The 22,784-nt window shown below is 73.3% G+C and carries 22 protein-coding genes; 14 read left to right on the top strand and 8 right to left on the bottom strand.

Annotated features, from left to right (window positions below; genetic code table 11):
• Positions 1–149 precede the first annotated feature (149 nt).
• Positions 150–1,145 carry a cation diffusion facilitator family transporter gene (locus tag AVL62_RS16200; protein ID WP_083519040.1) on the top strand — a complete coding sequence of 332 codons (996 nt, stop codon included), beginning with the start codon at positions 150–152 and terminating at the stop codon, positions 1,143–1,145.
• A gap of 24 nt (positions 1,146–1,169) precedes the next feature.
• A complete protein-coding gene (locus AVL62_RS16195; protein WP_058892691.1) occupies positions 1,170–1,571 on the top strand; it encodes an ankyrin repeat domain-containing protein in 402 nt (133 codons plus the stop codon).
• A gap of 24 nt (positions 1,572–1,595) precedes the next feature.
• Here AVL62_RS16195 and AVL62_RS16190 read toward each other — a convergent pair whose 3' ends face one another.
• The gene (locus tag AVL62_RS16190) at positions 1,596–2,441 is read right to left on the bottom strand and encodes a helix-turn-helix transcriptional regulator (RefSeq protein WP_058892690.1); all 846 of its coding nucleotides are present in this window, start codon (positions 2,439–2,441) and stop codon (positions 1,596–1,598) included.
• A 137-nt stretch (positions 2,442–2,578) separates the two neighbouring features.
• On the opposite strand from AVL62_RS16190, the gene AVL62_RS16185 reads away from it, so the two are divergent.
• Complete coding sequence (locus AVL62_RS16185) at positions 2,579–3,514, top strand: SDR family oxidoreductase (protein ID WP_058892689.1); 936 nt, start codon at positions 2,579–2,581, stop codon at positions 3,512–3,514.
• A 54-nt stretch (positions 3,515–3,568) separates the two neighbouring features.
• Here AVL62_RS16185 and AVL62_RS16180 read toward each other — a convergent pair whose 3' ends face one another.
• Entirely contained in the window at positions 3,569–4,507 is a 939-nt protein-coding gene (locus AVL62_RS16180; protein ID WP_235585738.1) for a LysR substrate-binding domain-containing protein, read from the bottom strand.
• Between the two features lie 71 nt (positions 4,508–4,578).
• Between AVL62_RS16180 and AVL62_RS18095 the strand changes: the two genes are divergently transcribed.
• Positions 4,579–4,701, top strand: a complete 123-nt coding sequence (locus AVL62_RS18095) for a hypothetical protein (protein ID WP_268793658.1) — start codon at positions 4,579–4,581, stop codon at positions 4,699–4,701.
• A gap of 4 nt (positions 4,702–4,705) precedes the next feature.
• Here AVL62_RS18095 and AVL62_RS16175 read toward each other — a convergent pair whose 3' ends face one another.
• Positions 4,706–5,716: a substrate-binding domain-containing protein gene (locus AVL62_RS16175; protein ID WP_058892687.1), complete on the bottom strand. Its 1,011-nt coding sequence runs from the start codon at positions 5,714–5,716 to the stop codon at positions 4,706–4,708.
• The gene (gene fucP / locus AVL62_RS16170; RefSeq protein ID WP_058892686.1) at positions 5,713–7,044 is read right to left on the bottom strand and encodes an L-fucose:H+ symporter permease; all 1,332 of its coding nucleotides are present in this window, start codon (positions 7,042–7,044) and stop codon (positions 5,713–5,715) included. Before fucP ends, AVL62_RS16175 begins: the two co-directional genes overlap by 4 nt.
• Positions 7,045–7,198: 154 nt before the next feature.
• Between fucP and AVL62_RS16165 the strand changes: the two genes are divergently transcribed.
• From AVL62_RS16165 to AVL62_RS16155, 3 genes are read left to right on the top strand one after another with little or no spacing between them, the layout of a single operon-like run.
• Entirely contained in the window at positions 7,199–8,332 is a 1,134-nt protein-coding gene (locus AVL62_RS16165; RefSeq protein ID WP_058892685.1) for an LLM class flavin-dependent oxidoreductase, read from the top strand.
• A 32-nt stretch (positions 8,333–8,364) separates the two neighbouring features.
• The gene (locus tag AVL62_RS16160; RefSeq protein ID WP_058892684.1) at positions 8,365–9,012 is read left to right on the top strand and encodes an FMN reductase; all 648 of its coding nucleotides are present in this window, start codon (positions 8,365–8,367) and stop codon (positions 9,010–9,012) included.
• Positions 9,013–9,042: 30 nt separating this feature from the next.
• Positions 9,043–9,753, top strand: a complete 711-nt coding sequence (locus AVL62_RS16155) for a matrixin family metalloprotease (RefSeq protein ID WP_058892683.1) — start codon at positions 9,043–9,045, stop codon at positions 9,751–9,753.
• Between the two features lie 13 nt (positions 9,754–9,766).
• On the opposite strand, the gene AVL62_RS16150 is transcribed toward AVL62_RS16155, so the two are convergent.
• On the bottom strand, positions 9,767–10,588 hold the full coding sequence (locus AVL62_RS16150) for an aminoglycoside phosphotransferase family protein (protein ID WP_058892682.1): 822 nt from the start codon (positions 10,586–10,588) through the stop codon (positions 9,767–9,769).
• A 653-nt stretch (positions 10,589–11,241) separates the two neighbouring features.
• Between AVL62_RS16150 and AVL62_RS16145 the strand changes: the two genes are divergently transcribed.
• Positions 11,242–12,156 carry a LysR substrate-binding domain-containing protein gene (locus tag AVL62_RS16145; protein ID WP_058892681.1) on the top strand — a complete coding sequence of 305 codons (915 nt, stop codon included), beginning with the start codon at positions 11,242–11,244 and terminating at the stop codon, positions 12,154–12,156.
• A gap of 72 nt (positions 12,157–12,228) precedes the next feature.
• Here the strand turns inward: AVL62_RS16145 and AVL62_RS16140 are convergent, their stop codons facing one another.
• Positions 12,229–12,531: a DUF3072 domain-containing protein gene (locus tag AVL62_RS16140; RefSeq protein ID WP_153011834.1), complete on the bottom strand. Its 303-nt coding sequence runs from the start codon at positions 12,529–12,531 to the stop codon at positions 12,229–12,231.
• 87 nt (positions 12,532–12,618) lie between these two features.
• Here AVL62_RS16140 and AVL62_RS16135 point away from each other — a divergent pair, with 87 nt between their 5' ends.
• From AVL62_RS16135 to AVL62_RS16120, 4 genes are all read left to right on the top strand, one after another.
• Positions 12,619–14,406 (top strand): AMP-binding protein, encoded by a 1,788-nt coding sequence (locus tag AVL62_RS16135; RefSeq protein WP_058892679.1) that lies wholly within the window; start codon positions 12,619–12,621, stop codon positions 14,404–14,406.
• An 88-nt stretch (positions 14,407–14,494) separates the two neighbouring features.
• Positions 14,495–15,292: a PIG-L deacetylase family protein gene (locus AVL62_RS16130; RefSeq protein WP_058892678.1), complete on the top strand. Its 798-nt coding sequence runs from the start codon at positions 14,495–14,497 to the stop codon at positions 15,290–15,292.
• A 31-nt stretch (positions 15,293–15,323) separates the two neighbouring features.
• A complete protein-coding gene (locus AVL62_RS16125; RefSeq protein ID WP_235585737.1) occupies positions 15,324–16,559 on the top strand; it encodes an acyl-CoA dehydrogenase family protein in 1,236 nt (411 codons plus the stop codon).
• Positions 16,560–16,662: 103 nt separating this feature from the next.
• Positions 16,663–17,238 (top strand): LiaF domain-containing protein, encoded by a 576-nt coding sequence (locus AVL62_RS16120; RefSeq protein ID WP_058892677.1) that lies wholly within the window; start codon positions 16,663–16,665, stop codon positions 17,236–17,238.
• A 170-nt stretch (positions 17,239–17,408) separates the two neighbouring features.
• Here AVL62_RS16120 and AVL62_RS16115 read toward each other — a convergent pair whose 3' ends face one another.
• The gene (locus tag AVL62_RS16115) at positions 17,409–18,443 is read right to left on the bottom strand and encodes a saccharopine dehydrogenase (RefSeq protein WP_058892676.1); all 1,035 of its coding nucleotides are present in this window, start codon (positions 18,441–18,443) and stop codon (positions 17,409–17,411) included.
• A gap of 110 nt (positions 18,444–18,553) precedes the next feature.
• Here AVL62_RS16115 and AVL62_RS16110 point away from each other — a divergent pair, with 110 nt between their 5' ends.
• On the top strand, positions 18,554–20,173 hold the full coding sequence (locus AVL62_RS16110) for an SLC13 family permease (protein WP_058892675.1): 1,620 nt from the start codon (positions 18,554–18,556) through the stop codon (positions 20,171–20,173).
• Between the two features lie 100 nt (positions 20,174–20,273).
• Complete coding sequence (locus AVL62_RS16105; protein ID WP_058892674.1) at positions 20,274–21,494, top strand: MFS transporter; 1,221 nt, start codon at positions 20,274–20,276, stop codon at positions 21,492–21,494.
• 77 nt (positions 21,495–21,571) lie between these two features.
• Here AVL62_RS16105 and AVL62_RS16100 read toward each other — a convergent pair whose 3' ends face one another.
• The gene (locus AVL62_RS16100) at positions 21,572–22,723 is read right to left on the bottom strand and encodes a MalY/PatB family protein (RefSeq protein ID WP_058892673.1); all 1,152 of its coding nucleotides are present in this window, start codon (positions 22,721–22,723) and stop codon (positions 21,572–21,574) included.
• Positions 22,724–22,784 lie beyond the last annotated feature (61 nt).

Genomic DNA, 22,784 nt, shown 5'->3' with positions numbered 1-22,784 from the left:
CCCTGCGTGAGGGTCCAGCAACCACGAGCGGCGCCCGGTGGGGGTGGGGGCAACCACGAGCGGCGCCCGGTGTGGGTGGGGGCAACCACGAGCGGCGCCCGGTGGGGGTGGGGGCAACCACGAGCGGCGCCCGGTGGGACGATCGGGGCATGAGCGCAGGGCAGGGAGAGGCCTCCGCCCACGGCCACGGCCACGGCCAGGGAGCCGGTCACGGCCAGGGAGCCGGTCACGGCCATGGAGCCGGCCACTGGGCGGACGCGAGCACGACGCGGCTGCTGGTCGCCTTCGCGGTCACCGCCACGATCCTCGTCGCGGAGGTCGTCGGGGCGTTCGTCACGGGCAGCCTCGCGCTGCTCGTCGACGCCGGCCACATGCTGACCGACGCCGGCGGGCTGCTCATCGCCCTGACCGCCGCCCGACTCATGACGCGGCCCCCGTCCGAGCGTCGGACCTGGGGGTATGCCCGCGCCGAGGTCCTCGGTGCCGGCGCCCAGGCGACGGTCCTGCTCGGGGTCGGTGGGTATGCCCTCGTCGAGGGGGTGCGCCGGCTGCTGGCAGACGAGCCGGCCGAGGTGGCCGGTGGTCTGCTGCTCGTCTTCGGCGTGGTGGGTCTGCTGGGCAACGTCGTCGCGCTCCTCGTCCTGGCCGGCGGTCGGGACGCCAACCTCAACCTGCGCGCCGCCTTCCTCGAGGTCGTGGCCGACGCGCTCGGCTCGGTCGCGGTCATCGTCTCGGCGGTGCTCATCCAGACCCTGGGGTGGACGCGGGCGGACGCCGTCGCCGGGGTGCTCATCGCGCTGCTCATCCTCCCCCGGGCGGTGACGATCCTCCGGGAGGCCGGCAGCGTCCTGCTGGAGTCGGTGCCCCCGGGGCTGTCGCTGCCGGAGCTGCGCGAGCACCTGCTCGGGGTGGACCACGTCCTCGACGTGCACGACCTGCACGTCTCGCGCATCGGCACCGGGACGCCGGTCCTCAGCGCCCACGTGGTCGTCGAGGACGGGTGCTTCCGCGACGGCCACGCGCCCCAGCTGCTGGACGCGCTGCAGTCCTGCGTGGCGGGGCACTTCGACGTCAGCGTGGAGCACTCCACGTTCCAGCTGGAGCCGCGCCAGCACGGGGGCCACGAGCAGGCCCACCACCCGTGAACGCCGGCACGTAGGCTCGCGGGCATGAACGACCCGCTCGGATCCGACACCCCGGCACCCGAGGTCGTCGACCTCGCGCACGCCCTCTTCGACCTGGCGCGGGCCGGGGACGCCGACCGCCTCGCGGCCTACGTCGACGCCGGCGCCCCGGTGGACCTCACCGACCCGGCGGGCAACACCCTGCTCATGCTGGCGGCCTACCACGGGCACCCGGCGGCCGTCGACGAGCTGGCCCGCCGCGGCGCCGACGTCGACCGGCTCAACGACCGTGGCCAGTCGCCGCTGGCCGGCGCGGTCTTCAAGGGGGAGGCGGAGGTGGTGGCCGTGCTGCTGCGGCACGGCGCCGGCCCGGACGCCGGGCAGCCCACCGCCCGCGAGACGGCGGCGATGTTCGGCCGCGAGGAGCTGCTCGCCGGCGAGGCCTGAGAGGGCCCCGGCCGTCCGGTCGACCTACGGCGACCGCACACCCTCCGCGCCCAGGACCGAGAGCAGCTCGAGCTTCTCGTGGCTCTCGCTGCCCGGTGCGGCGGTGTAGACCAGCAGCGTCTGGGCCTGCGCGGGCGCGAGCATGACCTGGCAGTTCAGCTCGATGTCGCCGACGGAGGGCAGGCGGTAGCGCTTGACGTCCGGCGGCTGCAGGCCCACCTCCTGCCGCTGCCACACCTCCCGGAACTCTGCGCTGGACCCCAGCAGCGAGGTCGCGAGCTCGGCCGCGCGGGAGTCCGGCCCGCGCAGCCCCACCACGCCGCGCAGCCCGGAGGCGTAGAGCCGGGAGTAGTACGCGTGGTCCTCCTCCGGGTAGATGTCGCGGGCGCCCGGCAGCGCGAACCAGCGGTAGCCGATGCTGCGCAGGTCGCCCGTGAACCGGGTGAGGTCGCCGAGCAGGGCGACACCCACCGGGGTCTGGCGGACGGTCTCGCCGAGCTCGGTGACGACCTCGGCCGGGGTGTCGGCCAACCGGTCCAGGATCCTCAGGACGCCGGGGCTGAGGTGCATCCCGGCCGACGCGGCCGGTGGGGGCGGGTGCCCGGCCAGCCGGAAGAGGTGGTCACGCTCGGCGACGGTGAGGTGCAGCCCCTGCGCGATCGAGCCCACCATCTGCGCCGACGGCCGTGGTCCGCGCTCCTGCTCGAGCCGGGACCAGTAGTCGGTGGACATGTGGCACAGCGCCGCGACCTCCTCCCTGCGCAGCCCGGCGGTGCGTCGCCGCGGGCCGCGCGGCATACCCACGTCCTCCGGCTGCAGCGACTGCCGACGGTGCCGCAGGAAGTCGGCGAGACCGGCGCGATCCATCATGGGTCTCATCCTCGCCCCTCGTGACGCCTCGATCCAGGGACCGGCGATCCGCGGATGAGGGAGCCCTGGATCCGGTCCGCGGACCCGCCCACGCTGGACTCCGGCGCACCCCCGCGCCGCCCACCGACAGGAGCGACATGCCCCGTAGTGCACCGGACCTCACCCTCCCCGACCTCACCGGCCGACGCGCCCTCGTCACCGGGGCCAGCGACGGCATCGGGCTGGGGATCGCCGCCCGTCTCGCCGCTGCCGGGGCGGAGGTGGTCATGCCCGTCCGCAACCCGGACAAGGGCGAGGCGGCGGTCGACCGCATCAGCGACCGCCACCCGGCGGCCCGGCTCCGCCTGGAGTCCCTCGACCTGTCCTCGCTGTCCTCGGTCGCGGCCCTCGGCGAGCGGCTCGGCGCCGAGGGAGCCCCGATCAACCTCCTCGTCAACAACGCGGGGGTGATGACCTCGCCCGACCGGCAGGTCACCGAGGACGGGTTCGAGCTGCAGCTGGGGATCAACCACCTCGGCCACCACGCGCTCACCGCCCACCTGCTGCCGTTGCTCAGGGACGGCCGGGCCCGGGTAGTCTCCCAGACCAGCATCGCGGCGCGCAGCGGCCAGATGCACTGGGAGGACCTGCAGTGGGAGCGCAGCTACGACGCGATGGCCGCCTACCGGCAGTCCAAGATCGCGGTCGCCCTCTTCGCGCTCGAGCTCGACCGGCGCAGCGCCGACGCCGGATGGGGCATCACCAGCGTCCTCTCCCACCCGGGCGTGGCGCCGACCAGCCTGCTCGCGGCCAGGCCCGAGATGGGCCGCTCGCGGGCGACCTCCGGCCGCCGGGTCATCCAGTGGCTCTCCGACCGGGGCGTCCTCGTCGGGTCGCCGCAGAGCGCCGCCCTGCCGGCGCTCATGGCCGCGACCGCCCCGGGGGCCCGCGGCGGGGAGTTCTACGGCCCCCAGTGCTGGGGGGACGCCGGCGGGCCACCCGGCAGGACCCCGCTGTGGCGGCCGCTGCGGACCGAGGACGCCGAGCGTCTGTGGGCGCTCTCGCAGGAGCTGGTCGGCGTCCGGCTCGGCTGAGCACGACCCCGGCCGTCGGCCGGCCGGGGTGCGCCGGCCGGTGGTTCGGCGGGCTCACACCTCCGTCGGCGGCACCGGGGTGGGCAGAAGCCCGGAGCGGGCGCGCTCCAGGACGTGGTCGCGGAAGAGCTCGGCGGCCGGCAGCAGCCGGCGCCCCGGAGCCCAGGACAGGCCGACGTCGCGGGTGGCGCCGACGTCGGTGAGCGCCAGGACGTGCAGCCCGCGCACGGGCGTGGCCACCGACCCTCCCCACAGGGTCGGCGCGACGGCCACCCCGAGGTCGGCGGCGACATACCCCCGCAGCGTGGGGAGGTCGGCGGCCACGAAGGACACCTCGGGCGTGAAGCCGGCCTCCGCGCACAGCTGCGTCGTGTGCCGGCGCAGGACCGACGTGGGGGTCATGACGACGAACGGGTCCTCGGCGACCTCCGCGAGCGCGGTCCGGGACCGGCCGACCAGCCGGTGCCCCGGACCGACGAGCAGCCGCATCGGCTCGGCGACCAGCGCGCGCCACCGCGGCTGGTCCTCACCCTGGTGCGGGCGCAGCGTGGACAGCTCGAGGTCGACCCCGCTGCGCGGCCCGACCGCGGGCACCGTCTCGTCCTCCTTGGTGCGCAGGTCGAGCCGGACCTCGGGGTGACGGCTGCGGAAGCTGGTGACGAGGTCAGGGACCAGCCAGGTGCCCAGCGAGGGCTGGAAGGCCACGCTCACCGTGCCCGTCTCCGGGTCCAGGAGCTGCTGCACGGCGGCGACGCCGTCGTCCAGCTCGTGCAGCACGGCGTCCACGTGCCGCTTGAAGACGGTGCCCGCATGGGTCATCCGCAGCACGCGGCCCTCCCGGCGCAGCAGCGGCGTGCCGATCTCCCGCTCCAGCCGGGCCAGGGCCCGGGAGACGGCCGGTTGGGAGACCTGCTCGAGGTCGCTGACCTCGGTGACGGTCACCCCGTCGGCGACCAGCTGGAACCAGCGCAGGGTGTCGATCTCCACATCCATGACGCTAGCGCATGGATCGACCTCTTGACAGACATTGGACGTATACGTCGGCGCGGAGGATCGTAGGCTGCATGGCCAAGTTCTTGCTCTCTCTCATGATCGGTCGTGCCCAGCACGACATCCGCTCCCTCCCCGCGACGCGCAGCGCCGCCGTCGTGGCGTGGCCCACGGCCACCCACCGCGCCACCCGCTGATCCCTCAGGACCCCCAGCAGGTCCGCACCCCGAACTCCACCCGGCGGGACTCGACCCCCTCCACCGGGGCGTCGCTCACCAGCAGCGTCCCGGTGTCGAGGTAGCCGGTCGGCTCCTGCCCCTCCCGCACCGCCCGGGCGATCGCCCGCACGCCCTCCCGCGCCATGTTCTGCGGGTACTGCATCGCCGTCGCGTCGATGAGTCCCGGCCGCACGCCCTCGCGCATGGCGGCGCACCCGCCGTCCACCGACACCAGCACGATCTCGTCGAGGTCGGCGCCCGCGTCCTGCAGCGCGGCGAGCGCACCCAGCGCCGCCGGCTCGTTCACCGTGTAGACCACGTTGACGTCCGGGTGGTCGGTGAGGACCTGCGTCATCGCGACGGCCGCGTTGTCCCGGTCACCCTCGGTGTCCACCGAGGCGACGACCGCCTCGTCACCCTCCTCGGCCCCGAAGCCGCTGAGGAACCCGGCACGGCGCTGCTCGCCGGTGCTGACCCCGGGTGTGAGATCGAGCGTCGCCACCTGCGGCTCGAGCCCCAGCTCCTCGACCTTCGCCGCGGCATAACGCCCGATCAGCTCGCCGGCGCGCTCGTTGTCGGTGGCGAAGGTCGCCTGCACCAGCTCCGGGGGATCGGTCGGCGTGTCGACCGCGATGACCCGCACCCCCGCCTCCTGCGCCCGGGCGATGGCTCCCTCCAGCGCTGCGGCATCGGTGGGGGCGAGGAGGATCCCGTCGACGCCCTGCTCGACCATGTCGTCCAGGGCCGCCTCCTGCGAGGCGACGTCCGTGTCGCTGGTGCCGGTCGCGGTGAGCAGCTCGACGTCGAGGTCGTCGGCGGTCTCCTGCGCGACCTCGCGCATCTCGACCCAGTAGGGGTTCTCCTCCTGCTTGGTGATGAGGCCGACCGTCACGGCCTCCTCCTGCCCACCGGGGGAGCACCCGGCGACGACGGCGACCAGCAGGGTGCCGGCGACGCCGGTGACCCAGGGGTGTGCGCCCCGCCGCGCCCTCATGACCGCGCCTCCGCCTCGTGGGCGGCCGGGGCCCCCGGACCGGGTCGGTCCGTCCGCAGGTCGAACATCGCGTAGGCGGCCACGACGAGCAGGCAGACACCGGGGACGGCATACCCGAGCGCGGAGCTCGAGACGTCCATGACGGCCGCGTGCACCATCGGGATGAGCGCCCCGCCGAGGATGGCCATGACCAGTCCCGCCGAGCCGAACTTCGCGTCCGGACCCAGACCCTGCAGGGCCATGCCGTAGATGGTGGGGAACATGAGGGAGAGCCCCGCCGAGATCATGACGACGGCGACCAGCCCGACGATGTTGAGGACGAACATCGAGGTCAGGCAGCAGGCTGCGCCGAAGAGCGCCATGACGAGCAGCAGCTTGGCCGGGCGGAAGATCCCGAGCAGCCACGTCATGACGAAGCGCGAGACGAGGAAGATGACGAGGCTCGCCTGCAGCCACCACCCGGCCGCCTCCTGGCTCAGCCCGACGACGTCCTGGGCGTAGAGGATGGTGAAGGTCCACGTGCAGGTCTGCGCCGCGACGTTGAAGAACTGCGCCACCACCCCGAAGCGGTAGTACCGGTTGGCCCACAGCCGGGCGAAGGTGCCGCCACCGCCCTCGGTGAGATCCACCGCCTCCGGCTCGGTCGGCAGGTGCATCTTGCGGAACGCGATGAGCAGCCAGATGAGGACGAGGACGCTCGCGATGAAGACGTAGGGGCGCAGGACCTGGAAGAGGTCGGCCTCCTGGGCGGCGAGGAGCTCGCCCTCGCTCATGATGGTCTTGCTCTCCTCGGGCGTGAGGTTGGGCAGGATGAGCACCGCGCCCATGAGCACGCCCAGGTTGGCCCCGACCGGGTTGAAGGACTGGGCCAGGTTGAGCCGCTGGGTCGCGCTCGCCTCGTCGCCCATCGCGATGACGAAGGGGTTGGCCGAGGTCTCCAGGATCGACAGGCCGGCCGCCAGCACGAAGAGCGCCAGCAGGAACATGCCGTAGGCGAGCATCTGGCTGGCGGGGATGAAGAGGAAGCCTCCGACCGCTGCCAGGCCGAGCCCGACGAGGACGCCGGTCTTGAACCCGAAGCGGGAGTTGATGACGGCCGCCGGGATGGCGAGCAGGAAGTAGGCCCCGTAGTAGGCGAACTGCACCAGCGAGGACTGGAAGTTCGACATGTCGAAGATGCCGCGGAAGACGCCGACGAGGATGTCGGTGAGGTTCGCCGCCATGCCCCAGGCGGCGAAGCACAGGATGAGCAGCACGAACGGCACCCGGAGGTGGCGGGCCACCAGGGGAGCCTCCCGCCGGTCGGTCTCGGACTGGACCGTCGCCATGAACCCCTCCTCCTGACGCCACGTCGTCGTCGCGTCCCGGCCAGGGTATGCCGTGGGGGTCCGGGTGACCACCCCCGTCGGGGGGCGGGGAATATCTCGGCCCGGGGCGCGTTGGTATAGTTGATACATCAACGACCCCAGGAGGGTGAGTCAGGTGCAGTTCGGGATCTTCAGCGTCGGCGACATCACGCCGGACCCCACGACCGGTCGCGTGCCGACGGACGGCGAGCGCATCGCCGCGATGACGTCGTACGCCCTCAAGTCGGAGGAGGTCGGGCTGGACGTCTTCGCCAGCGGGCAGCACCACAACCCGCCGTTCATCTCCTCGGCGCCGACGACCCATCTCGCCTACATCGCCGCCCAGACGGAGCGGCTGCAGCTGTCCACGGCGACGACCCTCATCACCACGACCGACCCGGTGCGGATCGCGGAGGACTACGCCTTCCTGCAGCACCTCTCCGGGGGGCGCGTCGACCTCATGATGGGCCGCGGCAACACCGGCCCGGTCTACCCGTGGTTCGGCAAGGACATCCGCCAGGGCGTGCCGCTGGCGATCGAGAACTACCACCTGCTGCGCCGCCTCTGGCGCGAGGAGGTCGTGGACTGGCAGGGGAAGTTCCGCACCCCGCTGCAGGGGTTCACCGCCACGCCGCGCCCGCTGGAGGGCACGCCGCCGTTCGTCTGGCACGGCTCGATCCGGTCGACCGAGATCGCCGAGCAGGCCGCCTACTACGGCGACGGCTTCTTCCACAACAACATCTTCTGGAACATCGAGCACACCGCCCAGATGGTCGGCCTCTACCGTCGCCGCTTCGAGCACTACGGCCACGGGTCGGCCGACCAGGCCGTCGTCGGCCTCGGCGGCCAGGCCTTCATCGCCGGCAGCGAGGCCGAGGCCAAGCGGACCTTCCGGCCCTACTTCGACGTGGCCCCGGTCTACGGCCACGGCCCGAGCCTGGAGGAGTTCAGCCGGATGACGCCGCTGACGGTCGGGACCCCCGAGATGGTCATCGAGCGCACGCTCGGCTTCGCCGACGCGGTGGGTGACTACCAGCGCCAGCTCTTCCTCATCGACCACGCCGGGCTGCCCCAGGACGTCGTCCTGGAGCAGATCGAGATCCTGGGCCGCGAGGTCGTGCCGGTGCTGCGCCGCGAGTTCGAGGCGCGTCGGCCGGCCCACGTGCCGAGCGACCCGCCCACCCACGCCTCGCTGGTGGCGCAGGGCCCGGACGCCCGGCACCACCTCGTGGCCCCGGCCCGGGGCGCCGCGGTCGGCGCCTCCGCCTGACCCGCCGCACGGCATACCGAAGGGAGCACGCCATGACCCGCCGCATCGTCGTCCTCACCGCAGGGCTCTCGCAGCCCAGCTCGACCCGGCTCCTGGCCGACCGGCTCGCCGACGCCGTCGTCACCCAGGTGAGCGCGCGCGGCGAGGCCGCGACCGTCGAGGTGGTCGAGCTGCGCGAGCTGGCCCACGACCTGGCCACCACCATGACCACGGGCGGCGTGCCGACGCCGGCCGTGGAGGCGGCGCGCGAGCTCGTGTCCGGCGCGGACGCCATCGTGGCGGTCAGCCCCGTCTTCGCCGCGAGCTACTCCGGGCTGTTCAAGATGTTCGTCGACGTGCTCGACCCGGACGCGGTCGCGGGCACCCCGGTGCTGGTCGCCGCGACGGCCGGCACGGCCCGCCACCAGCTCGTGCTCGACCACGCGCTGCGCCCGCTGTTCGCCTACCTGCGCGCCGCGGTGGTGCCGACCGGGGTCTTCGCCGCGACCGACGACTTCGGCGGTGCCGGGTCCGGCGAGCTGGGGGAGCGGATCTCCCGCGCCGCCGGGGAGCTGGCGACGGCGGTCGTCGCCGCGGGCGTCGGCGGGCTGGGGTCTGACCCCGCGTCCGGTCGCTCCGGGGCGCGGGTCGGGCAGGACGTCACGGACTTCGAGGACCTGCTCGCCGGACTGGGTCAGTAGTCGCCCAGCCACGCGGAGCAGACTGGACGCATGGACGAGCGACGTGGCGGAGGGTGCACGAGCATCCTCAGCCTGTTGCTCGTCCTGGGTCTGGTCATCAGCATGGTGGTCTACCTCTCGCCCGGCCTCGACCTCGGCAACGTCCGACGGACGGTCTACTCCGAGCGCTCCGCCGGGGTCGCCGGTTCGGGAGGTGAGGGCTACACCTTCATGCAGGTCAGCGATGGCGGCCGGCCGGTGACCTGGGGGTGCGCCGCCCGCATCGAGGTCGAGGTCAACCCGCAGGGGGCGCCGGAGGGGTATGCCGACCTCGTCGCCACCGCCGTCCAGCGGGTCAACGAGGCCAGCGGCTTCACCTTCGTGGTGACCGGCGAGACCGACGACCGCGAGTTCCAGGGCCGCCAGCGCGGTCCGGTGCTCATCGGGTGGGCGGACGAGGAGGAGGTGTCCGAGCTCGCCGGCCCGACAGCCGGCCTGGGAGGGGCGTCCTACGTCGTGGGCCCGGGTGGCGACGCCCGCTCGGTCGGCGGCATGGTCGTGCTCGACACCGACATGCCGGGCGGCTGGCTGGGCGGGCTGGACGAGGAGACCGTCCTGGTCCACGAGCTCGTGCACGTCCTCGGGCTCGGTCACTCCGACGACGCGGATGCGCTCATGGCCGCCGAGAACTCGGGGCAGGACGAGTTCACCGACGCCGACCTGGCCGGCCTGGCCGCGCTGGAGGAGGCCGCCTGCGGCTGAACCACGCGCCTCGTCAGGCCGTGAGCTCGGCGAGCTGCTGCAGTCCTTCCTGCTCGAAGGCCTCGTCCCCGACCTGGTAGGCCCACACCGCGGTGCCCACCGCCTCGGCGAGCAGGAGGTCACGCCACCACGCCGGGCGGGGGTCCGCGCCGTAGCCGTCGAGGAACGCGGCCTCGAGGCGGGGGTCGTCGCGCCACTGCCGGGGCTCCATCCGGGCCAGGTCCGTGGCGGCGGGTCGCCACTGCGCCCGGCCGAAGTCGATGACCGACACCGTGCCGCGGTCCACGACCCAGTTGCGGGGGTGGAAGTCCCCGTGGGTCGGGGTGAGCCTCACCGGGCCGACCGGCCAGCGGGTGAGGCGTCGTTCGACGCGGTCGACGCGGGCCCGGGGGATGCGGTGGGGCCGGGTGAGCCAGCGACGCGTGCGGGCCCGCTGCTCCTCCAGCCAGTCGTCGTCGCGGCGGGAGGACTGTCCGTGCAGGCGGCGCAGGAGCAGCCCGGCCTGGCGGTAGCTCTCCGGGTCCTGCTCGGCGGCCGTCCCCTGCACGAGCTCCCCCGGCAGCCACGTCGTCACCAGGAGGTGCGCGTGGAGATCGGCCTCGACCAGCCTCGGCGCGCGGTCCGGCAGGAGGGGGGCGGTGAGCTCGCGGTGGGCGGCCACCTCTCTCGCGAGGTGGTGGTCGTCGGGGGAGCTGGCCTTGACGGTCAGGTCCCTCCCGCGGTGCCGCACCCGGAGCACGGTCCTGCTGACCAGGCCCCACGAGTGGTCGTCGAGGACCGTGTGCCCGGGCAGCCAGGCGTCGAGCAGGCCCTGCTGGGCGGTCGTCAAGGGCATCGGGTCAGCCTAGACCGGGGCGGGGTCGAGGGTGCGGGCGAGAGAGCAGGCCACGCACGCAGAAGCCGCCCCCGGGACGAGGTCCCGGGGGCGGCTTCGGAGGGCGTCGGGTCAGCCGCGGATGTGCTCGATCGGGCGCCACGCGCGACCGATCTCGAGGATCACGTGGGTGCTGCTGCGGAAAGCCTTGGACAGAGCGGTCATGGTGGCCACCTTTCTTCGTGTCGGGGTCTGACAGGTTCTAGTCTGACACCATTCTTGCTTTAGCACAAACGGACGTTGCTTACGGATACCAGTAAGTTTTTCTTGATGGTCTCTGGGGGCGCCGAGCAGGGCCTACCGTCGGGTCCACGTCCTCGCGAGGTGCCCGGCGGACATCGGCACGGATCCGCGGAGGGATGGGAAAAGCCGCCCCCGGGGAGGGTCCCCGGGGGCGGCTTCCACGAGGTGTGGGGTCAGCCGCGGATGTGCTCGATCGGGCGCCACGCGCGACCGATCTCGAGGATCACGTGGGTGCTGCTGCGGAAAACCTGGGACAGAGCGGTCATGGTGGCCACCTTTCTTCGCGTCGGGATCTGACAATGAATACTCTGACAGCATTATTGCTTTAGCACAAACGGACATTTCTTATCGGTACGTGTAAGATGCGCTGCATGTTCTCGCCCGAGCACCTGGTCAGTCTGAAGGCCGTCGTCGAAGAGGGCACGGTGCTGGCCGCGGCCGACCGTCTCGGCCTCACGGCCTCCGCCGTCAGCCAGCAGCTGACCCGCCTCCAGAAGGAGGTGGGACAGCCCGTCCTCGTCCGCCGTGGCCGCAACGTCGTCCCCACCGACGCCGCCGAGGTGCTGGTGCGGCTGGCCGCGCAGGTGGAGCAGCTGGACGAGGCCGCTCGAGCCGAGCTGGAGCACCTGACCAGCGACGTCTCGGGTCCGCTGGTGCTGTCGTCGTTCCCCACCGGCATCGTCGGCCTGCTCGCGCCGACCGTGCCCACCCTGCGTGAGCTCTACCCGCTGCTGCGCCTGACCGTGCGCGAGCTCACCCCGGAGGGATCGCTGCGGGCGCTGCGCCGCGGCGAGGTCGACCTCGCCGTGGTGCACGACTGGACCGACTACCACAAGGCCCTGCCGGAGGGGCTGGTGTCCACCGTGCTGGGCAACGACGTCGTCGACCTCATCGCCCGGCACGACCACGACCTGCGCATCGGTCGTCACGGCATCGTCGACCTGCGGGACTGCGGGGGACGGGACTGGGTGGACGACTCGCCGGGGGTCTTCAGCGACTGGTTGCTCACCGCGCTGCGCGAGCGCCACCTGGACTACCGGATCGCCGCGACCGCCGACACCCACCCCAGCAAGATCGCCCTCGTGGAGGCCGGCTTCGGCATCGGTCTCATGCCGCGGCTGGGCCGCCCCGAGCTGCCCGACGCCGTCGTCGCCCTGCCGGTGAAGGACCCCCCCACCCGGCGCGTGATGCTCGTGCACCGCGACTCCAGCGAGCGACGCCCCGCGGTCGCCTCGGTGGCGGCCGAGGTCCGTCGGGTGTGGGGTGCGAACACCGCCACCGCCTGACGGGTCTGCCGTCCTCCGCCGGCGGCCACGTCACCCGGCCGGGGTCGCCGGTCGGTCCCCTGCCGGTGGGACTCAGGACTCGCGCGGCTCCATGCCGGTCGCGGACTGGAGGCGGTCGATGTGCTCGGAGGCCTTGGCCTGGGTGAGCCCCTCGGCCGGGATCTGCTCGCCGGCGGCACTGGCCAGCCGGTCGAGGTAGGACTTCTGGGCCTCGGTGGCCGGGTCGTCCCCGGTGGTCCAGTTCTCCGGGTCGCGCTCGAGCTGGTCGTCCGGGGACTGCGGGCTGGGGGCACCCAGCATGTCGGCGTCCTCGGCTGCGCCGGCGCCCGCGTCGGGGCCGCCGGTCTGGGTCTGGTCGTCCATGGGGTTCGTCATGGGACCGACTCTAGGGCGGGGGTCCGACAGTGGCGCGCCCAAGCCTCCTGCTGACAGGCATACCCGCCCCGGTGTAGGGATGGAGGTATGACGCCGATGTCGACCGACCACCCCGTCCGCTCGCCGCACCCGGCCTACCGCGCCGCCCGTGACCAGCTCCTCGAGCTCTACGGCGACCCGGGACGGGCACGGGAGGAGTTCCGCTACCCGGTCGTGGGCGAGCGCTTCAACTGGGCGGTGGACTGGTTCGACGCGATCGCCCGCGGCAACGACGCACCCGCGCTGGTCGTCGTCCAGGAGGACGGCTCGGACGAGACGCTGACCTTCGACGAGGTGGCCACCCGCTCCGACCAGGTCGCGGCCCTGCTGGCCCACCAGGGCATCGGCCGCGGCGACAGCGTCATGGTCATGCTGGGCAACCAGGTCGAGCTGTGGGACACCATGCTCGGGGTGATGAAGCTGGGGGCCGTCCTCATGCCGACCACCACCGCGGCCGGTCCCTCCGACCTGCGCGACCGGCTGGAGCGTGGCGGCGCCCGGGCCGTGGTCGTGGACGCCGCCGACACGGACCGGTTCGAGGAGGTACCGGGCGACTACGCGCGCCTGTCCGTGGGAGAGGCCGCGGGCTGGACCGACCTGCGGACGGCATACACCGAGCACGTGAGCCGCGCCGAGCACCCGGGCACCGGCCCCGACGACCGGCTCCTGCTCTACTTCACCTCCGGCACCACCAACCGGCCCAAGCTCGTCGAGCACACCCAGGTGAGCTACCCGGTGGGCCACCTCTCGACGACGTACTGGCTCGGGCTGCGCCCCGGCGACGTCCACCTCAACATCTCCAGCCCCGGCTGGGCCAAGCACGCCTGGAGCTGCTTCTTCGCGCCCTGGATCGCCGAGGCGACGATCCTGGTGCACGCCTACCGGCGGTTCGACCCCGACGCCCTCCTCCAGGTGGTGCGCCGGCACCGGGTCACCAGCCTGTGCGCCCCGCCGACGGTCTGGCGCATGCTCATCAACGCCGACCTCTCCGGCGGCCCCGGCGCCCTGCGCGAGGTGATCGGCGCGGGCGAGCCGCTCAACCCCGAGGTCATCACCCAGGTGCAGCGGCAGTGGGGCCTGACCCTGCGCGACGGCTACGGCCAGACCGAGACCACCGCGCAGATCGGGAACTGCCCGGGGGACCGGGTCAAGCCCGGGTCGATGAGTATGCCGCTGCCCGGCATCCCCTCCGTGCTCGTCGACCCGCAGACGGGGCGGGTGGTCGAGGGCCCGGGGGAGGGCGAGATCTGTCTCGACCTGTCCGCGTCGCCGGTGGCGCTCATGACCGGCTACCAGGGGGACGACGAGCGCAACGCCGAGGCGATGACCGGCGGTTACTACCACACCGGCGACGTCGCCGAGCGGGACGCGACCGGCATGATCACCTACGTCGGGCGCACCGACGACGTCTTCAAGGCGAGCGACTACAAGATCAGCCCGTTCGAGCTGGAGTCGGTGCTCATCGAGCACCCGGCGGTCGCCGAGGCGGCCGTGGTGCCCGCACCCGACGAGGTGCGCCTGTCGGTGCCCAAGGCCTACGTCACCCTGGTCGCCGGGCACGAGCCGACCGCCGAGACCGCGCGCTCGATCCTGGCCCACGCCCGCGAGCACCTGCAGCCCTGGCAGCGGGTCCGCCGGCTGGAGTTCTCCGAGCTGCCGAAGACCATCAGCGGCAAGATCCGCCGGGTCGAGCTGCGGGCGCGCGAGGAGCAGCTGGCCGCGGGTTCGGGGGCCGGCGGCGCCGTCGGCACCGCGGCCGGGGCCGCGTCGGGCGCGGGGGCGGGCGACGCGCCGACCGAGTGGAGGGACACCGACTTCCCCGACCTGCGGGGCTGAGGACCCCACGGACGACGGGTGGTGCCGGGCGGCGGGGGCACCGGGCGCGGATGGTGGGTCTGTCGGCAGGGCGACCTATCGTGAGCCCGTGAGCACGATCGTCCTCCTGCACGCCCATCCCGACGACGAGGCCAGCGGCACGGCCGGCACGACGCGGCTGGCCGTCGACGCCGGCCACCGCGTGGTCATCGTCTTCGCCACCCACGGCGACCACGGCACCCTGCCGCCCGACCTGCGCGAGGGCGAGACCGTGGTCGACCGGCGACGCGCCGAGGCGCAGGCCGCCGGCCAGGTGCTGGGGACGGACCGGATCGCCTGGCTGGGCTACGCCGACTCGGGCATGACCGGGTGGGAGCAGAACGCCCACGAGCAGTCCTTCCACTCCGCCGACACCGAGGAGGCGGCCCGCCGGCTGGCCGCGGTCCTCGACGAGGAGGACGCCGACGTCCTCGTCGGCTACGACTGGCACGGCGGCTACGGCCACCCCGACCACGTCAAGGTGCACGCCGTCGCGCACCGGGCGGCCGAGCTCGCCTCCCGTCGACCGCGGCTGCTGGAGAACACCATGAACCGCGACCACGTGCGCCGGATGGTCGAGGCGGCGCGGCAGGCCGGCACGATCGGGGAGGACGAGGACTTCGACCCCGACGGGCCGGCCGACGACGGCAACCCCATGGGCACCCCGGAGGCGGAGATCCACTGGCACGTCGACGTGCGCGAGGTCATCGCCACCAAGCGGGCCGCGCTCTCCGCGCACGCCAGCCAGGAGGACGTCGGGTGGATGCTCGGTATGCCCTCGGAGCAGTTCGCCGCGATGTTCGGCGACGAGTGGTTCATCGAGCCCGGCCGTGCGCCGGGCCTGACCCACGCCCATCCCCTCGGCTGAGCGTGTCGGACCTGCGGCATACCCTCAAGGCATGAGCGACGCGCCGGAGCCGATGCCCGAGTCCGACCGAGGGATGCCGGAGGGTGCCGACCTGGGGCTGGCCCGCGGGACCGACTTCCTGCACCTCGACGAGCTGCTCACCCCGCAGGAGCGGGAGCTGCGCGACGGGGTGCGGCGCTGGTGCGACGAGGCGGTCGTGCCGGCCGCGCAGGAGTGGTGGGAGGCCGCGCGGTACCCCGCCGAGATGCTGCCGGGCTATGCCGCCACCCGGGTCGCGGGGGCCTCGATCGAGGGTTACGGCTGCGCGGGGGTGTCGGCGCTCGCCGACGGCGTGATGTGCGCCGAGCTGGCCCGGGGCGACGGCTCCATCGCGACCTTCAACGCGGTCCACTCCGGGTTGGCGATGACCTCGGTGCACCTGCTGGGCAGCGAGGAGCAGCGGCAGCGCTGGCTGCCGGGGATGGCGCGGGTCGAGACGGTCGGTGCCGTCGCCCTCACCGAGCCCACGCACGGCTCGGACGTGGTGAGCATGGAGACGCGGGCGCGGCGGGACGGCGACCACTGGGTGCTGGACGGCGCCAAGCGGTGGATCGGCAACGGCTCCGTCGCCGACCTGGTGGTGGTCTGGGCGCGCGACGACGACGGGGACGTGGGCGGCTTCGTCGTCGAGGCGCCGCAGGAGCTGGACGGGTGGGACGCGCAGGTCATCGACGGCAAGATCAGCAACCGCGGCGTGTGGCAGGCCCACATCCGCCTCGACGGGGTGCGGGTGCCGGCCGACCACCGGCTCGCGGAGGCGCGCACCTTCGCCGACACCAACCGGGTGCTGGCCCGGTCCCGTCAGGCGGTGGCGTGGGAGGCGATCGGCCACGCGATCGCGGCCTACGAGGGCGCGCTCACCTACGCCCTGCGCCGGGAGCAGTTCGGTCGCCCGCTGGCCAAGAACCAGCTCGTCCAGGACGACCTCGCCCGGATGGTCACCCTCATCACCTCGATGCAGCTCATGTGCACGCGGATGAGCCAGCTGCAGGACCAGGGGCGCTGCACCATCGAGCACGCCGCCATGGCCAAGCTGCACACGACGACGGCGGCCCGCGAGGTCGTGGCGACCGCCCGCGACATGCTGGGCGGCAACGGCATCCTGCTCGACCACCACGTCGCGCGGCACTTCGCCGACCTCGAGGCGACCTACACCTACGAGGGCAGCCGGACCGTCCAGTCCCTCCTGGTCGGTCGGGCGGTGACGGGCACCAGCGCCTTCCGCTGACCCACGGCGCGCGGCAGACGACCCCGCGTCGCGTCGGGCGGGGCCGCTACGGGCTGACGGCTGTCACCGTTCACCGGCCGGGAGCACGGCTAGGGTGGGCGGTATGGCGAACCCCACCACTCCCGGTCCGTCGCCCGAGGGCCGGTACGACGGCCCCTCCGAGGTCCCGCCCGAGTGGCGGCCGGCGATCCCCCAGCCGGGGGAGCGGCCCGTGCCGCGCGAGGAGGTGGGCGACCGGTACGCCCCGGCGACGTCGTCCGGCTCCCAGGTCCGGGGCCGCCAGCCGAGCCAGACCATGGGCACGCTCCTGGGCGACATCACCCGCACCGGTTCCTGGCAGGTCGCCGAGCGCACGACGCTCGTGATGTTCCTCGGCGACGTCAAGCTGGACCTTCGCGAGGTGCTCCGTCCCGGGGAGACTGTGGACATCTCGACCTACACCGGGATGGGTGACGTCAAGATCGTCGTGCCGGCCGGGACCCGGGTGGAGCTGCAGGGCTTCACCCTCATGGGAGACCTGCGCCACGACGTCGACCCGGCTGCTCAGGGGGTGCCCGAGACCGGGGCGTGCGTCCGGGTCAACGCCACCAGCCTGCTCGGCGACGTGCGGGTCCGCACGATGCTGCCGGACGACGGGTCCAAGCCGCCGCGGGGCTGGCGCTGGACGCAGAAGCGCTGACCGCAGCGACCACCCTTCGCGGCGCTCGGTGGGGTGTCCGGCAACCATTCGCGGCGCTCGGTGGGGTGTGAGGCAACCAGTCGCGGCGCCCGGTGGGGTGTCGGGCAACCACTCGCGGCGCCCGGTGGGGTGTCGGGCAACCACTCGCGGCGCCCGGTGGGGTGTGGTCCCTAGCCCGTGGGCACGTGCCGGCGGAACCACTCCAGGCTCGCGGCCCAGGGGCCGCGGCGCTCGGCGAGGTCCTCCAGCAGCGGGGTGAGCTCGGCGGAGAAGCTGACCGAGGACTCCAGCGGCAGCAGCGAGGGCAGGTTGTCGATCGCGATGACGTCGAGCGGGTGCTCGGTCGTGCCCACGTCCCGCACCGGCTCGGCCCACGAGGTGATGGCGGTGTTGACCGGTAGCAGGTTGTTGTCCGAGGTCACGTCGCAGGTCACGTCGCCGATGGTGCGCAGCCGGCGCGGCACCGGGACGTCGGCGGCGGTGACGAACGGCTCGCGCGGGGTGCTGCTCACCACGCAGTTGACGAGGATGTCGTGCTCCAGCAGGGCCGCCTTGTCCAGGGTGACGGTGTCGCCGCGGTCCCAGCGGGTCACCGCGCACCCGGCGAGCTCGAGCGCCTCGACCGCACCCCGGCCCGAGCGCCCGCGCGAGCCGATGACCAGCGCCCGCTCGGGCTCGCGTCCCTCGGCGCTGCCGCGCAGCTGCGCGTCCAGGTCCTCCCGGGCCATGGGGGCCACGCCACCGTCCAGCAGGCCGCGGTGCCGCAGCACCGAGAGCGCCGCTCCGACGTAGCCGGCCCAGAAGCCGAAGGCGACGACCCGTCGGCCGTCAAGCGTGAGGTACTCCACGTCCAGCAGCTCACCGCCACCGCGACGGAACCGGTCGAGGGTGACGTCGGCGCCCTCCTGCCCCTTGTAGGCGTGCGCGAAGAAGACGTGGGTGTGCGCCAGGTCGGCCGGGTCCTCCGGCAGCTCCTTGATCCCCACGACGACCGCGCCCTCGGGCGCGTCGATCCACGATCCGTAGGGCGCGACCGAGCACCCGGCCTCGACGTACTCCTCGAGGTCGACGACCCGGCTCGGCGACTCCTCGACCGTCACGACATACCCGTCGGCCACCAGCCGGGCGGCGTCGGCGGGGACGATCGGCACGCGCTGCTCGCCCGGGCGGGCCTCGGCGCGGATCCACAGGTGGGGACGACTCATACCTCCAGGGTATGCCGACTCCCGGCTTCTCCCTGCGTCAACGTCCGGCCACCGGGACCGGCCGTGCGTTAGGTTGAGCCGGTCACATCGGCGTGAGAGGGGTTGGACGGATGAGCAGCGAGATCGTGCGGGAGCAGGGCGAGTACGACTACGAGCCGAGCGACCGCGAACCACCTCGTCCGGCCGGCCGGACCTGGGCCTTCCGGCTCGGGGGCGTGGGTCTCGCCGTGCTGGTGTACCTCCTGCTCGGCGGGGCGGACATGTCCGGCGACGCGCGCTTCGTCGCGGCGGTCGCGGTGCTCATGGCGGTCTGGTGGATGACCGAGGCGATCCCGCTGGCGGCGACCTCGCTGCTGCCCATCGTCCTCATCCCGCCGCTCACCGGTCTCGGGGTCGCGGATGCCACGGCCCCCTACGCCAACTCCATCGTCTTCCTCTTCCTCGGCGGCTTCCTCATCGCCATCGCGATGCAGAAGTGGAACCTGCACCGGCGGATCGCCCTGCTCACGCTGCGCCGGGTCGGCACCCACCCGCGGCGCATCATCCTCGGGATGATGATCTCCACCGCCTTCCTGTCGATGTGGGTCTCCAACACCGCGACCACCCTGATGATGCTGCCCATCGGCATCTCGGTGCTCGCGCTCGTCGTGGAGAACAGCCGGCAGGCGGCCTCCGCCTCGGCGCCCGTGGCCGACGGGGACGTGGCCGACGAGGTGGGCCAGGGCCGGGCGGTGAGCGACGTGGTCAACGACCCGGACGTCCGCCTCTTCGGTGTCGCCCTCGTCCTCTCGATCGCCTGGGCCGCCTCCATCGGGGGCCTGGGCACGCTGCTCGGCAGCCCGCCCAACGCCATCGTCGCCGGCTACCTGGCCGACGAGCTCGACCAGGAGGTGGGCTTCCTCGCCTGGATGCTGCTGGGCGTGCCCATCGTCGTGGTCTTCATCGGACTGGCGTGGATGCTCATCACCCGCCTCATGTTCCGTTTCAAGCTGCAGGAGATCCCGGGCGGGCGCGAGCTCATCGACCACGAGATCGACCAGCTGGGCCCGATGAGCCAGGGCGAGAAGGTCGTGCTCACCGTCTTCTGCGGCGCCGCCTTCCTGTGGATCGTCCCCGGTCTGCTGTCGAACATCCCCGTCCTCGCCGAGAACGCGGCCTGGCTGGGCGAGCTCGACGACACCGCCATCGCGATCGGCGCCGGGCTGGTGCTCTTCCTCGTCCCCGGCGACCGCGAGGGCAGGATGACGCTGGAGTGGGACGACGCCGAGGAAGGTCTGCCCTGGGGCGTGCTGCTGCTCTTCGGCGGCGGCCTGAGCCTGGCCGCCGCGGTGGCCGGCACCGGCCTGGACGAGTGGTTCGGCACCCAGGTGACCGGCCTCGGGGCGCTGCCGATCGTGCTGCTGCTCGCCGCCGTCGTGACCATCGTGCTCTTCCTCACCGAGGTGACCAGCAACACCGCCACGGCCGCGACCTTCATCCCGGTGCTCGGCGGTGTCGCCGTCGGCATCGGTGTCGACCCGATGACGCTGCTCATCCCGGCAGCGCTGGCCGCGACCTGCGCCTTCATGCTCCCGGTCGGCACCCCGCCCAACGCGATCGTCTTCGGCACGGGGGCGGTGAAGATCCAGGAGATGGCGCGTGGTGGAATCGTCCTCAACGTCGTCGGCGTGGTCCTCATCACCCTCTTCACGGTGCTGATCGGACCCTTCGCCCTGGGCATGGTGCTCTAGGGGGAGCCGGCGGGCGGCATCCCGCACGACGGCAGAGAGGGGGCGACGCGCCCGCGTGGTCAGGCCAGCAGCCCCTCGTCGCGGTCGCTCCGCCCTGGTGATGGTGCTCGCCTCCGCGATCACCACGCTGGGCGCCATCCCTCCGTTCCTCCTGGGCGCCCAGGCGGTCCGGATCCGCGAGGACCTGGGGCTGGGTCTGGGCGCGTTCGGGGTGGCCGTCAGCGTCTTCTTCGCCACCGCGGCGGTCGCCACGCTGTCGACCTCCGGGGTCGTCGACCGGCTGGGGCGCGGGCGGCTGCTGCTCGCGGCGGGCCTGCTCGTGTCCGGTGGGGGCGTGGCCATGACGACGCTGGCCCGCGGCTGGTGGACCCTGATGCTCGTCATGGTCGTCCTCGGCCTGGGCAACGCCGCCTCGCAGGCGACGGCCAACCTGCTCATGGCGCGCACGCTGCCGCCCGGACGGCGAGGTCTGGGCTTCGGGGTGAAGCAGTCGGCGGTGCCGTTGGCGATCATGCTCGGCGGCCTGGCGGTCCCGACGACGGGCGCGCTGTGGGGGTGGCGCTCCACCTTCGTCATCACCGCCTGCCTGGGGGTGGTGGTCGTGGGCGGGGCCGTGGCCGTGCTCGTCCGGGAGCGTCGCCGGGGCCGACGCGGAGCCGGTGCACCGGTCTCGTTGCCCGAGCTCATGGAGTCGCCGCCCACGCTGCCGCTCCTGCTCGCCGCGCTCGCGATCACCTTCGCCAGCGCGGCCGCCAACTTCGTCGGCGCCTTCACCGCCTCGTGGGGCTTCGAGGTGGGCCTGACCCCGTCCCAGACCGGGGTCCTCATGGCCCTCGGCTCGGGGGGCTCGATCGCGGTCCGGGTGTTCTCCGGCTGGCGGGCGGACCACCGGCACGGGGCCAACCTGCCGGTCGTCGCCGCCCAGATGGGGGTCGGTGCCCTGGCCTGCGCCGGCCTCGTGGTGGCCCAGCCGTGGGCCGTGTGGGTCTTCGGGCTGCTGGCCTTCAGCATCGGCTGGTCCTGGCCCGGCCTGCTCCTGTATGCCGTGGCGCGCCTCGGCCGGGACAACCCCGCGCAGGCCTCGGGAGCGGTCCAGGCCGGTGCCTTCGCGGGCGGCGCCCTGGGGCCGGCGCTGCTCGGCGGTCTCTCGCAGGCGGTGGGCTTCCCGCTGACCTGGGCGGTGGCCGCCGGCTGCTTCGCGGTCGCCGGCCTGCTCGTCCTGCTGGCCCGCAGCCGCTTCACCGCCGACCTGCTCACCCGGCCCCCGCGCGAGCCCTTCCGCTACGCGCGCAGCAAGGTGACGCCGCCGCGCGAGGCGTGAGGAACGGCATACCTGCGGTCGGTGCGGTCCGTGCGCGCGTCCGGTGCGGTCTGTGCGCGCGTCCGGTGCGGGGTGGCTCAGCCGAGGGCGGCGGCCATGCGGCGGACGGCCTCGTGGACGAGCTCCTCGCTGGTGCCGATGTTGAGTCGGGCGAAGCCCTCGCCGGTGGCCCCGAACGCCGGCCCCGGCGACAGCAGCACCCGGCCCCGCTCCAGGAAGGCCTGCGACGGGTCGTCGCCGAGGCCGAGGTCCCGGCAGTCGAGCCAGGCGAGGTAGGAGGCGTGCCCCGGGTGGAAGCGCACCTGCGGCAGGTGCTCCTGGAGCAGGGCGGGCAGCTCCTGGGTGCGCGCCTGCAGCTCGGCCACCGTGCCGGCGAGCCACTCGCGGCCCTTGGTGTAGGCGGCGATCGCGGCATACTGCCCGAGAATGCTCGGCGCCCAGTCGGTCTCCGCCTGCAGCGCCGGCCACCTCCCCTCCACCGCGGTCACCCCGAGCGCCAGCTTCAGGCCGGCCGTGTTCCACGCCTTGGAGGGCGAGTGCAGGGCGATGCCGACCTGGCGCGCGGCCTCGCTCACGGTGAGGAAGGGCACGAAGGGCCGCGGGCTGCCGGGGTGCACGAGCGGGGCGTGGATCTCGTCCGAGATCACCACGGCGTCGTGCTCGGCGGCCATCTCGGCCAGCGCGGCCAGCTCCTCGCGCGAGTAGACGTAGCCGAGCGGGTTGTGCGGGGTGCACAGCAGGACCACCTTCGCCCCGTCGGCGAGCGCGGCGCGCATGCCGTCGAGGTCGAGGCGGCCGCCGGAGGCGACGTCGAGCATCGGCACCTCCAGCGGCTCCAGGCGCAGGTCGCGCAGCCAGGGGTAGAAGGAGAGGTAGACCGGGGGGTTGAGGACGACCCGGTCACCCGGGGAGGTGAGCGCGCGCAGCGTCTCCTTGGCCCCCTGGCCGACGTCGGCGAAGAGCCTGGTGCGGCCCGGCGTGCTCTGCGGGTCCCAGCCCCAGGTGTCGCTGGCGAAGCCGGCGAAGGCGTCGATCACGGCGGACGGCTCACCGGCATACCCGAAGTCGCTGCGCTCCACCGCGGTATGCAGCGCGGCCGCGATCGCGGGGGCCGTCCGGACGTCCATCTCGGCGGTCCAGGCGGGGAGGACGTCGTCGGGCACGCGGCTCCACTTGGCGCTGCGGTGGGTGCGCATGTCCTCGAGCGTGAGGTCGAAGGGCGAGGTCATGACGACAGCCTGCCCTACCTCCCTCCGTCGCCGCAGCAGGGGGTTGACAGGGCTTGCGAGG

This window comes from Serinicoccus chungangensis (assembly GCF_001483745.1).
Taxonomy (GTDB): domain Bacteria; phylum Actinomycetota; class Actinomycetes; order Actinomycetales; family Dermatophilaceae; genus Ornithinicoccus; species Ornithinicoccus chungangensis_A.
The sequence above is the reverse complement of the archived record's forward strand: the minus strand, read 5'-3'. Positions and strand labels throughout refer to the sequence as shown.